Here is a 13,867-nt window from a genome sequence, read left to right as displayed (position 1 = left end):
GATTATCCTCTCCCCTTTAAAAGATCCATTAAGGCATAAAAAGCCAGTTCATAGCCCTTAAATCCCAGTCCGACAATTTGTCCGTGTGCCACAGGGGCAATCACAGATGTATGGCGGAATTCTTCACGGGCATGAACATTCGATATATGTACTTCGATCACAGGAACCCTGATTCCTGCTATGGCATCCCTTATTGCATAACTGTAGTGGGTAAATGCTCCAGGATTAAATATAATACCTTTTGTTCCATCTTCATTGGCAAGATGAAGCCTGTCTATTAATTCGCCTTCATGGTTGGACTGAAAACAAGACACTTCTGTCTGGTGTGCACCGCCCAATGATTTGATGTTTTCTTCCAGATGCTTAAGAGTTTCATTACCATAAACGCCTGGTTCCCGCTTCCCAAGCAAATTTAAATTTGGCCCATTTAACAGGAGTATCTTCCTCATAATCAACCCCCTCTTACTTAGTTGCTAATGGGCTTCTTTTTTGGAAAACAGTATGAATGAAATCGTTTTCCTTGCATGCCGAATCCAAGTTTAAAAAGAATGTCCATTAAGAACATTCTAACATAATGTGGAACTTCATACAGTTAAGATGTTTTTACTAAAAGAGGGAAGGCCGCATAAGATAAGGCATTCCCTGTTTGGCATTTGGCTGGTATGATACAAATCGGAAAACAGCTTTAAAAAGTGCTTTCTAACACTGCAATTTAAATATGGAGCTGCTTCATGAGGGCTATTTCCCATTCTCCACATTTGCTTACGGAAACTCCGGATCAGTCCGGGCCTTCTTCTCATCCTCGCTTTTCCCGCGAAGTTCATGGGCTTCATATGAAATGGAATACCCCACAAACACTCCAAATAAAAGATAAAAACATATGGATGTGATAATCGTATTTCGCTCCAATTCCCAGAACGGGCTGATGCCAGGGAATATCGGATTTAATACAAAAAATACAATTAAGAAAAGGGCAATTCCATAGGCGGCCCCAACAAAGATGCTTTCAAATTTCCGCAACGCTGCATAATAAATAAGTGCGGCAACAATTGAAATGCCTCCGATCAGGAGAATCGAAATCACTGTTCCCAACCAACCCTCTTTCCACGCCCCTATCGTCCAGGGTTCGAGAATGACATTAGGGCGTATTTCTGTAAAATTGAATACATAAGCCAAATAGGCCAGTCCGCTCCACAGAATGCCTCCGATCAAACCAGTAATCACGACCATAGCCATAAAAGACATCGGTTTTTCTCTCTGATTTTGTTCCAATTGCTCTTTTTCTTCTGCCATTTATGCCACCTCCATTTCCTATTATGTCCACCCGCATTTATTCCTTTGCATCAGATTGTAAATTATATTTAAATCGATTGTTGGCCGAAAAAAAAAGAGATTTTTTTTATGATATTTCCCTTTGGATAGAGGTTTTATCAGTTTTTAAGTAGAATAAAATAAGTATACAAATATAAATTTCAATTGCTTCCTACCCAATTCAACCCATTTCTCTAAAAGGGGTTCCGGGACTGCAGAATCGTGCATAAATTTAAGTAAGAATACGGGTTGCCTTGGAAATGTGCAAGCCTATCTTGATTTAGACCTGCCTTTAAGAAAAGAATGCCAGGTAAATACGATAAACATGACATTCATTCGTTTAAAATGTAAAGAAATAGGAAAAGAAAAAACTGAGGACAACTTTTAATGAAGAAATTACTTAAATCTTTGTATATATAGTTTAAAAGCTTAGAAATTTGCTCATCATGCTTTTAGGGAGGTGGCTTTCTTGAAAAATCGGATTTCATTTTATATTGTCTCCGGGCTTATAATTCTTGCTGCCCTTGGAGTTACCGTCAGCCTGATCTCAGATCCTGCCGGTTTTTTGCAGAGAATAGCTGTCATTGTCATCATCGGTGCTGTTATATACTTTCTTTTTCAGCGCATTAACAGAGCTAACCCCTCTAAGCGAGAGCAGCGGGCTTTTGTACGGGCAGCCAAAAAATCTAAAAAACGCTTTAATTATAAAGAAGCAGGTTCAGCCAACGGCAAAAAGGCGTCCCTCGGTTCCCTTACTTCAATAAAAAAATCTAAGAAAAAGTCTTCTCCACATTTGACTGTCATAGAAGGCAAAAAAGGCAAAAAGAAAAATCGAGCATCCCTTTAATAAAGGGCTCGATTTTTTGTTTTTGGCTGTTTTCGCAAACTTTGTTGCTATTTAATAAAATAGAGTAGTGGCTGATTTTCGCTACAGACTGCTCGCTTTCCGCGGGGCGGGCGGTGAGCCTCCTCGGCGCAATGCGCCTGTGGGTTCTCACCTGTCCCGCTGCTCCCGCAGGAGTCGAGCGCCTTCCGCTCCAATCACCCAACCTTGTTTATGTCTTATAAACTATTCAAAAACAACAATCTTTTAGAAAAGAGCCTTGTTTTTTTAATCTTTAGTAGCTCCATCTTGAGAAAAATTGCTCCGCACATTGTCTTCCATGCTCAAGCAAATCCCTTTTCTTTTGTTCAGTTAGCTCAAATTCGGCGGTCAGCACCCCATCAGTTGGGATAAATATTATATTTTGCGCGTGTTTTCTTGAAATGTATCGTGCATCATGCGCATCTTTCATGGTTTCGAAAAGGGCTTCATACATCTGTATCGCATTCGCAATCTTATTCGGCGGCCGTTCACTTAGGTTATGGCTTAGTTTAACTCCCAATACAGGCCTGATTTTTTTCACATTATCCCTATCAAATAACCACATCGGAAAATTGCTCAAAACTCCTCCATCAACGATTACACTCGTGCTGCTGTATGCCTGCATTTTTACTGGCTCAAAAAAATAAGGAAGACTGCAGCTCATACGGATTGCCTTGGCCACCGGGAAAGAGCCCGGATCGATTCCATATTGAACAGAGATCATCGGGCAAAACAACAAGCCGGCCATTAGTCAGGTCGGAGGCTATTACCCTTAATGACTGTGGCGGAAGGTCTGCAAATGTTCTTATACCTCTGGCAGCCAGCTTTTCAGCCATCCATTTCTCCAGTTCCACACCTTTGTAAAGTCCTAATCGCCAATAGAGGAGAAGCCATTTAGTGACAGAGAAGGGTATGAATGTCTTTCTTTCATCAAGAAACTTTTTTACATCAAGTTCATCCACAAGCTGATAAATTTCGTCACTTGTATATCTGGCAGCGATTAATGCTGCAACGATGGAGCCTGCACTCGTTCCGGCTACTCGTTTGAATTGGAACCCCCGTTTTTGGACTGCGTCATATGCACCGATTAAAGCAAAACCCTTAATTCCTCCTCCTGAAAAAACACCGTCTATATACATGTAAGCCACTCCTGTCGATGTACTTACTAATAGAGGAACTCTTACTTATACATCTTTAATCAGGAGCTTTTTAAAATAGTACGGCTGACAAGCAGAATTTCCTGCCGATTAGGAATTTGTAAAATAGGAGGTTATTATAGCTTAAAAGCTCATCTGCATCATGCTCCGTTTCTGCACGTATGTTTAGGTAAAATATTGGACTTCTGCCTCCGGAAAGAAGGAATGGACATATTGCCTGATCGTGTTCTCCAGTTCTTTTGCTTCTTCCGTTGGATATACATATTTACCGATTCCATATCTTCCCCATTTATACTTGCGCTTCTCTTCATCCATCTCAAGCTTGGATTTAGGATAGCGCTTTTCAATTACCTTTTTGGCTGGTTTGGTAAATCTGTGCTGAATCAATTCGAAGGTCAACCCTTGAAGATTGATGCCTTCAAGCGATTTGCTTAATCTTTGAAAAAGCTCAAGATAGCCTTCACGCCAATCTTCATGCATATAAATAGGCGCAACGATAAAACCCAGCGGATACCCTGCGTTTGCCACTTTTCGGGCAGCTTCAAGCCGGTCATCAAAAGAAGAAGTACCCGGCTCAAAATTTTTGATTACGTAACGTGAATTGACACTAAAACGAAAGCGAGTTTTTCCATTATGGTTAGCATCAAGCAGGTGGTCTACATGATGGTACTTCGTCACAAAGCGAAGCTGGCCAAATTCTGTTTGGCCAATAAATTCAATTGTTTTTTTCAAAGAATGTGTCAAATGATCAATCCCGACGATATCGGATGTACACGCAGCTTCAAAACGTGTTAACTCAGGTTTTCTTTCCTCCATATATTTCGTAGCCTGGTCAAATATTTCTTCCAGGTTCACATACGTACGTATATACGGCTTGCTGCCAAGTGTCGTTTGCAAATAGCAGTAATGGCAATGGCCCATGCAGCCGGTAGCGAGCGGAATGGCGTATTCGGCTGAAGGCTTTGAGGTATCAAATTTCAGGGTTCTTCTTATACCCACAACTAATGTGGATTTTGCATTGCGGTATTTCTGCAATTCATTGTCGCCGGGAATATTTCTTACCTGGTTGTGGGAAGTCGTCTCCCTAATTTCGATATTCATTTTTTCAAACTTCTCCTTCAGCTCTCTGCCTAAAGGATATTCCAATGCCTGGGGTTCAATATAAACAAGCTGCGGGATAAAAGGATTCATGGGTAACCTCACTTCTTATGTTAGTCGATTTGTTCAACGAACCATTTCTTCCTTGGGGGTCGCTGAACCTGATAACAGTAGTATGAGCCAAATCCCACAACAGCAAAAAAAGAAGATGGAACAATTATTTCCATCTTCTTTGGTAATTCTTTTTTATTTGGCTGCTTTCGCAAACGTAGTTGCTAGTTATACCTTACGCTCCATCAACAGTCCTAAAATCAACTTTTACTTAACCTAATTATAACCCGCATTTCAGCTGGGCATTACAGTTAGTACACGTATTGCATCCGCCGATTTCTTTTACCTTTCCTTTTCGGCATACCGGGCAGGTATTGCCTACTTCTGAACCGATTGTTACATCAGTTGAACGAAGGTCGCTGATCGTATCAACTAAGACAACGTGCTGCTTTGTTTTTTCTTTCTTAACTGTTTCTGTATCATCAAAGCTGTTTTCTTCTGCTTTCAGGGTTAAGACCTGAGAATCGCGCGATCCGTCAACATAGACCGTTCCACCCTTGGCACCGCCGCGGTACAGGCGCTCATACACTTTTTCAACCTGCTCAACACTGTAGCCCTTCGGCGCATTTACTGTTTTGCTTATTGAGCTGTCAATCCAGCGCTGGATTACACATTGTACATCGGCATGTGCTTCAGGAGCCAAATCCATCGCTGCAATAAACCATTCAGGCAGATTATCCGGATCTGCATCGGGGTTGCGATCCAAATATTCCTGAACGATATCTGCCTTTACTTCGATAAACTTGCCTAAACGGCCGCTTCTGAAGTAAGAGAATGAGAAGTATGGTTCAAGGCCTGTAGAAACTCCAACCATTGTTCCTGTAGATCCAGTCGGAGCAACAGTTAATAGATGCGAATTACGAATTCCCTTTTCCAGGATAGACTGACGGATATCTTCAGGCATTTTCTTCATGAAGCCTGTTTGTGTAAATGCTTGGCGTAAGCGGTTTGTATCCTCTGCATTCTCACCTGTTAAGAATGGGAAGCTTCCCTTTTCCTTTGCAAGCTCTACAGAAGCTCTGTACGCTGTCGTTGCAATTGTTTCAAAGACTTTGTCTATCAGATCATTTCCTTCTCCCGAGCCATATTCAGTTTCGCAGTAGATGAGCAAATCATGAAGTCCCATAACGCCAAGGCCAACACGGCGCTCACCAAGCGCCTGCTTTTGGTTCTCTTCAAGGAAGTATGGGGTTGCATCTATTACATTATCCTGCATACGAACGCCCACTTCGACAGTACGCTTCAGCTTTTCAAAGTTTACTGTTTTGTTTTCCTTATCTGCCATTTCTGCCAGGTTCACTGCTGCCAGATTGCAGACAGAATATGGTGCGAGAGGCTGTTCCCCACACGGGTTTGTTGCTACAACCTTTTGTCCATATGCCTGTGCATTTGTCATGTCGTTGGCATTATCGATAAAGAAGATTCCTGGTTCTGCAGAGTATGTTGCACAAATATTAATTAAGTTCCAAAGTTCTTTCGCTTTAATTTTGCGGTAAACTCGAACCTTGTAGCCAAGCTTATCCCATTCTCTTACGTCACCCACTTTGTGCCATTCTTCATTATATATTTTCATGGTCTCGGCATCGTAGGATTCCACATCAGGGAAGCGAAGATCGTATTCTGTGTCATTCTCGACTGCATCCATGAAATCTTTTGTCAGGCAGACTGAAATATTTGCACCTGTCAGGAATTCAGAATTATGGACACTGTACGTACCGCCAGCAGACAGTTTTTCTTCTGCATCTTTGATGATCTTCTCGCTGAATCCGCCATATCCAGGAATAGTCTTGTAATTAACAATTCCCTGATACATAGCAATTTCCTGTTCGGTGAAAGGGGTAAATTTCAATTTTTCTTTAGCATATTTTTTTATGGTTTCATCGTTTGTATTTTCAAGAAGGAATCGTAAAATCCTTGGATTTTGCATTTTAGAAATTATGAATTCAATAATGTCCGGATGCCAGTCCGACAGCATAATCATCTGAGCCCCTCTGCGTGACCCTCCCTGTTCAACAAGGTGAGTCAGTTTCGCAATGTCATCCAGCCAGGAAACTGAACCGGAAGATTTACCGTTGACTCCTTTTGCCAGTGTATTGCGAGGTCTTAGGGTAGAACCGTTTGTTCCCACTCCGCCGCCGCGGCTCATGATTTCCATAACCTGCTTGCGGTGCTCTGATATGCCTTCTCGGGAATCCTGTACAAAAGGCATTACGTAACAGTTGAAATACGTTACATCCGTGTCAGCACCTGCTCCGTAAAGAACACGGCCGGCCGGGATGAAGTTTAAGTTCTTTAGTTCCTGGTAGAATTTTTCAAACCATTCTTTTCTTTTTTCTTCTGTCTTCTCTACCGATGCAAGGCCTGTTGCGTTACGTTTAGCAATTTGTTCGTAGTAGATTTCAAGCGGTTTTTCAATTACATCCAGCGGCTTCGTGATAATGCCTGTACGTGCTTCCTCCGGATCATCGAGCACGCCTCTGTAATCTTCTTCGACTAAAACTTTGGCTGTCTTGTTTTCCCAGTCAATATCCAGGATAAAACCTAGGCCGCGGGCTGGAAATTTCGGATCTTCTTTGATAGTTAGGACAACGAAGTCACCATTTGTCAGAGTCACTTTCTCAGTATCTTTGAAAGTGTATCTGTCCAGCATGACTAAACGGGAAACACCTTTGTGGGTCATTTTCATATCCGGGGTTACAGGGTGAACCTGAGGGAATAAACGGATGTCCTTGTTCAAACGATCGATGTTCAATTTCATTTTTTGTCCTAGCGCAACAGACATTGTTACAACTCCTTCGATATAAATTCATGCCATTTTTCTGTATGTTGTGTAAACATTTTCATAGTTAGAGCAACTCTAGCTGTGTTAGAAGAGTACCCTAAAGTTACCATACCTCAAACCCCAAAATCAATATATAGTGTTTAAAATATTTTCGACACCACTATATGTTGTGTTCGATTCAGGCTTAACCGATTTTGTCAAACTTAAAAAATACTAGATTTTGAAGAAAACAAGAGTTAATGACAGATTTACGACAAATAACGATAAATTTTCATAAATTTCGAGGTTTGCACTTTATATATATATGAATTGGTAAAATGTTCAAAAAATAAAAAAAGACTCTGTTAAACATGCATCTTGATTTTCCGCTGCAGGCGCTCGTTTTCTGCGGGATTTCCTTGCCTACCCTTTCACGCAGGAAAATGAGAATATGCATACCTGTTAAAAGGTCCCGCGAAGTAATTACGAAGGCATTTTGAGCAGTTCAGCCATCTGTTTCAATCACCAGTTCTAAAATCAAAATAAGCATAGCCAAAAAGAAAAAAGCGACAGGGCCGCTTTTTATCTTTGGCTGTTTTCTAAAAGATTGCTGTTTTTGAATAGATTTGTGAATAGGAACATTATTATATTAGGTTTGTTGGTTGGAGCGTAAGGTGCGAGACTCCGAGCGGAACAGTTGAGATCACACAGGCGCTGCTCGCCAAGGATGCTCACCGCCCGCCCCGCGGTTTGCTGAGCATCCTGGAACTGAGAATCAGCCTCTCCTCTATACTTGTATAAAAAGTGGCAAAAGTTTGCGAAAACAGCCTATCTTTTATAGTTCCATTCTTCATTTTCATAGCGCTCTTTTGCAATTTTTTGCACATATGCCATTTCTTCAGCAGTCAGCTCGTATGGTTCCAGCTCTATATTCAGGCCTTCCTCAAAGCCTTTTTTAAAAGCCCGTTTGGCCTGATCCAGAGTGAACTTTTCGGATGTCAGCTGGTTCATGGCAACAGCTTTATTTTTAAAAGCTTTCTGCATTCTCTCTTTTACTCTTTCGTTTGGATACTTGAATAAGCTAAACAGTTTATCTTCATCCAAGTCAAGCAAAATGGATCCATGCTGCAGGATTACCCCTTTTTGCCTTGTTTGGGCACTGCCGGCCACTTTGCGTCCTTCTACCACAAGCTCATACCAGCTTGGAGCATCGAAACAAACAGCGGACCTGGGATTCTTTAATGAATCCCTTTCCTCAGCAGTCTTCGGCACTGCAAAGTATGCCTCCATCCCAAGTGCGTGAAATCCTTTTAATATTCCTTCTGAAATGACTCTGTAAGCTTCAGTCACAGTCATTGGCATATCAGGATGCTCTTCCGGAACAATTACACTATATGTAAGCTCATGTTCATGAAGCACGCCCCTGCCGCCTGTAGGCCTGCGCACAAAACCCAACCCATGCTGTTTAACGGCCTCCATATCGATTTCTTTTTCAACCTTTTGGAAGTACCCGATGGAAAGCGTCGCTGGATTCCATCCATAGAAACGAATAACCGGAGGCATCTTCCCCGAACTGTTCCAATCAAGCAGGGCCTCATCCAAAGCCATATTAAAAGAAGGAGATCCCTCTCCTGAATCAATAAAACGCCAAACTTCTTTTGTCATATGTAACCCTCATTTACAGATTCTTTAACCAGTCATTTGCGGTTTATAGTCTACCAAAATTCATACGAAAATTAAAGCAAGTTGATTTTCCATAATAAATTTAGCAGATTCCCTTTACTCGCATAAGGAAAGGCTTATATAATATAAGTTGGCTTAGCTAAGTGTGAAAGGAGAAAGACACATTGGATACACTTTATTTCATTCTTATCATTTTAGGTGCAATTATTACCTACTCCGTCGTTACTTGGTTATATCAGCGCAGGATTGTTAAAACGCTTACTGAAGACCAGTTTCGCGAAGGTTATAGAAAAGCCCAATTAATTGATGTCCGCGAACCAAACGAATTTGAGAATGGTCATATTTTAGGTGCCCGCAATATTCCGCTTTCACAAATGAAAACGCGAATGAAGGAATTGCGTCCGGACAAGCCTGTATACCTATATTGCCAAAGCGGCATGAGAAGCGCGAGAGCTGCCCAGTTTTTGCATCGTAAAGGCTATAAAGACCTTTCACACCTTCAGGGCGGATTCAAAAAATGGTCCGGCAAAGTTAAAGCGAAAAAATAATAGTGATAGACTAAAGGCCCCAGCCATTTTCGGCTGGGATTTTTTGATATTTTCCTGCTTTCTCTCAATTAAAACAGCAAAAAGGATGCCCCTATTCCGGGACATCCTTTAATTTTTTTATTGCTTTTGATAGCGAAGAACAGGTTTGCGGGCAGCCATTGTTTCATCAAGGCGTCCGATAACCGTTGTATGAGGCGCTTCCTGAACGATCTCAGGGTTTTCCTCTGCTTCTTTGGCAATTTGGATCATGGCATCAACAAAGGAATCCAGCGTTTCTTTTGATTCTGTTTCTGTCGGTTCGATCATAATGCACTCTTCCACATTAAGCGGGAAGTAAATTGTTGGCGGATGGTAGCCAAAATCAAGAAGGCGCTTGGCTATATCCAATGTGCGGACTCCCAGCTTTTTCTGGCGCTTTCCACTCAATACAAATTCATGTTTGCAATGCCTGTCAAAAGGAAGATCAAAGAATGGTGCCAGCCTTCTCATCATATAGTTTGCATTTAATACCGCATATTCTGTTACAGCCTTTAATCCATCCGGTCCCATTGTACGGATATATGTGTAAGCACGTACATTGATGCCGAAGTTTCCATAATAAGGCTTCACTCGGCCGATTGATTGCGGACGGTCATAATCAAATTCATACTTGCCATCTTTCTTAACCAATATAGGCTTCGGAAGGTATGGAATTAGATCTGCTTTTACACCGACAGGACCTGATCCCGGTCCGCCGCCGCCGTGCGGCCCAGTAAAGGTTTTATGAAGATTAAGGTGAACAACGTCAAATCCCATATCTCCTGGGCGGGCTTTGGAAAGAACGGCATTCAGATTGGCTCCATCATAATAAAGTTTTCCGCCTGCACCGTGCACAATCTCAGCCATTTCCAGAATATTTTCTTCGAAAAGGCCCAAAGTGTTAGGGTTTGTCAGCATTAGGGCAGCAGTATCTTCGCCAACCACTCTTCTTAAGTCCTCTAAATCGACCAAACCGTTTTCGTTTGATTTAACGGTTATTGTTTCAAATCCTGCTACTGTTGCAGAAGCCGGGTTTGTACCGTGGGCAGAGTCAGGAACTATAACTTTGGTACGCTTCGTATCGCCATTAGCTTCATGGTAAGCACGGATCATCATTAGTCCAGTCCATTCTCCGTGCGCCCCGGCAGCCGGCTGAAGCGTTACTTCATCCATTCCTGTAATTTCAATCAGATGCTCCTGCAAATCATACATAAGTTCCAATGCACCTTGTACAGAGCTTTCATCCTGAAGGGGATGCAAATGGGCAAACCCGTTAAAGCGGGCAACATTTTCATTGATTTTAGGATTATATTTCATGGTGCATGATCCCAATGGATAGAATCCTGAATCAACTCCATGGTTACGTTTGGAGAGAGCCGTATAATGGCGCATAATATCAAGCTCGGATACTTCTGGCAGTTCAGGCTCTTCTATTCTTAAATAACCTTCAGGGAGAAGTTCGCTTAAATCTGTTTCCGGAACATCCATTTCAGGGAGGCTGTAACCGATACGCCCTGCTGTACTTACTTCAAAGATGAGTGGCTGATCTTCCTTATGCATGGTAATCCCCCATTTCTTTAACAAATGTATCAATTTCTTCTTTCGTTCTTAATTCAGTTACAGCAACTAGCATATGGTTTTTCAAGTCAGCAAAATCTCTGCCAAGATCAAAGCCGCCAATAATGCCCTTTTCCAAAAGCTGTTTGTTTACTTCTTTGACCGGCTTGTTCAGCTTAATGACAAATTCATTAAATGAAGGGCCTTCAAATGCTATTTCGAAACCATTTTCTTTAAACTGCTTTTTGGCATAATGGGCTTTTTGCATGTTGGAAACAGCCATTTCTTTAACGCCCTTCTTTCCTAGAGCAGTCATTGCTACAGATGCAGCAAGAGCATTTAACGCCTGATTGGAACAGATGTTGGACGTTGCTTTATCGCGGCGGATATGCTGCTCACGAGCCTGAAGCGTCAGAACAAAGCCTCGGCGCCCTTGATCATCAACAGTCTGGCCAACGAGGCGTCCCGGAACTTTTCTCATCAGCTTGGATGTAACGGCAAAATATCCGCAGTGCGGCCCGCCGAAAGCTGTAGGAATCCCAAAAGGCTGTGCATCCCCAGCCACGATATCTGCTCCGAATTTTCCCGGAGGCGTTAATGCTCCTAGAGAAAGCGGGTTGCTTGAAACCACAAACATTGATTTATGTGCATGAATAATTTCTTCAAGCTCTTTTAGTGGCTCTACTCTTCCGAAGAAGTTTGGATACTGGACGATTACTGCTGCAATATCATCGCCAATCATATCGTTTAACGCGTCAAGATCTGTTACACCATCTTTGTGAGGAATTTCAATTACCTCAATATATTGGCCCTTCGCATAAGTCTTGACAACTTCCTTTGACTCAGGATGAACGCTGCTTGAGATCAGCACTTTTTTGCGGCGTGTATTTCCCGCACTAAGCATTGCAGCTTCAGCAAGAGCCGTTCCACCATCATACATGGAGGAGTTCGCGACATCCATTCCAGTCAATTCGCAGATCATCGTCTGGAATTCAAAAATTGCCTGAAGCTCACCTTGGGATATTTCCGGCTGGTAAGGAGTGTAAGCAGTATAAAATTCTGAACGCGATAATACATGGTCAACGATAACCGGCATGTAATGGTCGTATACACCTGCTCCAAGGAAAGAGGTGTTTGTGCGAAGATCGGCATTTTTCTGTGCCATTAAAGTGAGCTCTTTCATTAGTGCTGTTTCAGATTTTGCAGGTTTTATTTTATATTCACCTTTAAATCTTACGCTTTCAGGAATGTCACTGAAAAGCTCTTCCACAGCTTTAACGCCGATCGTTTCGAGCATTGCTTTCTGGTCAGACTCTGTCATCGGTAAATAGCGATGTTTCATCGTTTTCTCCCCCCGGTTAGTTCTTTTCTCTTTTATAGAAAGGTGTAGATGCAATTTTTGCTTTTAAACGTTTGCCGCGAATTTCTACTTCCACTTCTGTTCCTAGCTCAGTATGTTCTTTTTTAATAAGTGCAAGGCCAATATTCTTCTTTAAGGTTGGAGATTGGGTGCCTGTTGTCACTTCCCCGATAAGCTCTTCTCCTTTATAAACAGGATAGCCATGGCGCGGGATTCCGCGGTCAATCATTTCAATCCCGGCAAGCTTGCGGGGAACCCCATTTTCTTTTTGCTGCTTCAGAACTTCCTTGCCGATAAAACCAGCTTCTTTGTTCACTTTTACAGCAAAGCCAATTCCTGCTTCAAGCGGTGTTATATCAGGGGAAAGTTCCTGGCCATATAGTGCAAGATTAGCCTCAAATCGGAGTGTATCCCGAGCGCCAAGGCCGCATGGAAGCACGCCATCTTCTTTGCCTGCTTCAAGTATTTCATTCCACAATGCTACAGCATCCCTCGCATCGCAGTATACTTCAAAACCATCTTCTCCAGTATAACCAGTTCTTGAAACAAGGGCTTTCTTTCCATTCAGATCAACATCCTGCTGAAATTTGAAAAAGCCGATTTCCCCCAAGCTTGTATTTCCAGCAAGCTTTTGCATTACCTTTTCAGCAAGCGGTCCTTGGAGTGCAAGCTGCGCCATATCTTCCGAAAGGTTTTTCAATTCCACATTGCCTTCAACATGGTCTTGCAGCCATTGGTAATCCTTTTCAATATTTGATGCATTTACAACTAGCAGATAGTGGTCATCGCCAATTTTATAGACAAGTAAATCATCAACAGTTCCGCCATTCTCATAACACATCGCTGTATATTGAGCACCAGCGTTTTTTAATTTTGAAACATCATTTGTCATCATTTTTTGAAGATAAGCAAGGCTGTCAATGCCTTTCACTTCGATCTCACCCATATGGGATACATCGAAAAGGCCAGCCCTGGTACGGACTGCTTCATGTTCTTCTTTAATGCTTGAAAACTGTACAGGAAGGTCCCAGCCCCCAAAATCGATGGTTTTTGCTCCATAATCTTTGTACACCTCATACAAAGGTGTGCGCTTTAACTGTGACATTTACTCGTCCCCCTCATAATCTTTTTAAAACGGTGTAGGAAACATAAAAAAGGACAGAGTATCCCCTCGTAATTGAGAAGATCCCTGTCCTTGCACCTGAAAGTTTACCGAAATCGGCTTTCCCCTTGGGTGGCTCCTTTATAGAAGCACTCTCCAGAGCTGCGTCAAACAAGAGTTCTTTTGCCTGAGAGATTCACAGGATTTGCTTGCTCCTTCGGCGCTACAAACGTAGTCTCTCCCCTTGTTATCATTCGCATTTATAAAATTTCCCAAGTTGGTCATACTTATACCAA

At 42.2% G+C, this 13,867-nt stretch carries 10 protein-coding genes, 1 pseudogene and 1 riboswitch; of the genes and pseudogenes, 2 read left to right on the top strand and 9 right to left on the bottom strand.

Features of this window, described 5'->3' with window-relative positions:
• Positions 1 to 2: 2 nt before the first annotated feature.
• Positions 3 to 449, bottom strand: a complete 447-nt coding sequence (aroQ, locus tag AC3ZVC_RS11255; RefSeq protein WP_490068499.1) for a type II 3-dehydroquinate dehydratase — start codon at positions 447 to 449, stop codon at positions 3 to 5.
• Between the two features lie 313 nt (positions 450 to 762).
• The gene (locus tag AC3ZVC_RS11250; RefSeq protein WP_214722963.1) at positions 763 to 1,293 is read right to left on the bottom strand and encodes a YqhR family membrane protein; all 531 of its coding nucleotides are present in this window, start codon (positions 1,291 to 1,293) and stop codon (positions 763 to 765) included.
• 478 nt (positions 1,294 to 1,771) lie between these two features.
• On the opposite strand from AC3ZVC_RS11250, the gene AC3ZVC_RS11245 reads away from it, so the two are divergent.
• The gene (locus AC3ZVC_RS11245) at positions 1,772 to 2,158 is read left to right on the top strand and encodes an SA1362 family protein (RefSeq protein WP_490068498.1); all 387 of its coding nucleotides are present in this window, start codon (positions 1,772 to 1,774) and stop codon (positions 2,156 to 2,158) included.
• Between the two features lie 271 nt (positions 2,159 to 2,429).
• On the opposite strand, the pseudogene AC3ZVC_RS11240 reads toward AC3ZVC_RS11245, so the two are convergent.
• The 4 genes and pseudogenes from AC3ZVC_RS11240 to AC3ZVC_RS11225 form a co-directional block, all read right to left on the bottom strand.
• Positions 2,430 to 3,315: pseudogene (locus tag AC3ZVC_RS11240) on the bottom strand (patatin-like phospholipase family protein).
• Positions 3,316 to 3,498: 183 nt separating this feature from the next.
• Entirely contained in the window at positions 3,499 to 4,524 is a 1,026-nt protein-coding gene (gene splB, locus AC3ZVC_RS11235; protein ID WP_490068496.1) for a spore photoproduct lyase, read from the bottom strand.
• A 238-nt stretch (positions 4,525 to 4,762) separates the two neighbouring features.
• The gene (locus AC3ZVC_RS11230) at positions 4,763 to 7,324 is read right to left on the bottom strand and encodes a vitamin B12-dependent ribonucleotide reductase (protein ID WP_490068494.1); all 2,562 of its coding nucleotides are present in this window, start codon (positions 7,322 to 7,324) and stop codon (positions 4,763 to 4,765) included.
• Between the two features lie 807 nt (positions 7,325 to 8,131).
• A complete protein-coding gene (locus AC3ZVC_RS11225) occupies positions 8,132 to 8,968 on the bottom strand; it encodes a lipoate--protein ligase family protein (protein WP_490068493.1) in 837 nt (278 codons plus the stop codon).
• A gap of 182 nt (positions 8,969 to 9,150) precedes the next feature.
• Between AC3ZVC_RS11225 and AC3ZVC_RS11220 the strand changes: the two genes are divergently transcribed.
• Positions 9,151 to 9,534 carry a rhodanese-like domain-containing protein gene (locus tag AC3ZVC_RS11220; protein ID WP_110064391.1) on the top strand — a complete coding sequence of 128 codons (384 nt, stop codon included), beginning with the start codon at positions 9,151 to 9,153 and terminating at the stop codon, positions 9,532 to 9,534.
• 117 nt (positions 9,535 to 9,651) lie between these two features.
• Here AC3ZVC_RS11220 and gcvPB read toward each other — a convergent pair whose 3' ends face one another.
• The 3 genes from gcvPB to gcvT are packed head-to-tail and all read right to left on the bottom strand — an operon-like array spanning position 9,652 to position 13,574.
• Entirely contained in the window at positions 9,652 to 11,112 is a 1,461-nt protein-coding gene (gcvPB, locus tag AC3ZVC_RS11215) for an aminomethyl-transferring glycine dehydrogenase subunit GcvPB (protein WP_490068492.1), read from the bottom strand.
• A complete protein-coding gene (gcvPA, locus tag AC3ZVC_RS11210; protein WP_490068491.1) occupies positions 11,105 to 12,451 on the bottom strand; it encodes an aminomethyl-transferring glycine dehydrogenase subunit GcvPA in 1,347 nt (448 codons plus the stop codon). The genes gcvPB and gcvPA overlap by 8 nt, the downstream gene beginning before the upstream one ends.
• 16 nt (positions 12,452 to 12,467) lie before the next feature.
• Positions 12,468 to 13,574 (bottom strand): glycine cleavage system aminomethyltransferase GcvT, encoded by a 1,107-nt coding sequence (gcvT, locus tag AC3ZVC_RS11205; protein ID WP_490068490.1) that lies wholly within the window; start codon positions 13,572 to 13,574, stop codon positions 12,468 to 12,470.
• A 162-nt stretch (positions 13,575 to 13,736) separates the two neighbouring features.
• Positions 13,737 to 13,825: riboswitch (glycine riboswitch) on the bottom strand.
• Positions 13,826 to 13,867 lie beyond the last annotated feature (42 nt).

It is taken from the genome of Cytobacillus sp. C11.1 (genome assembly GCF_058145115.1).
Note: the sequence above shows the minus strand (reverse complement) of the source record. Positions and strands in the feature narration are given on the sequence as shown.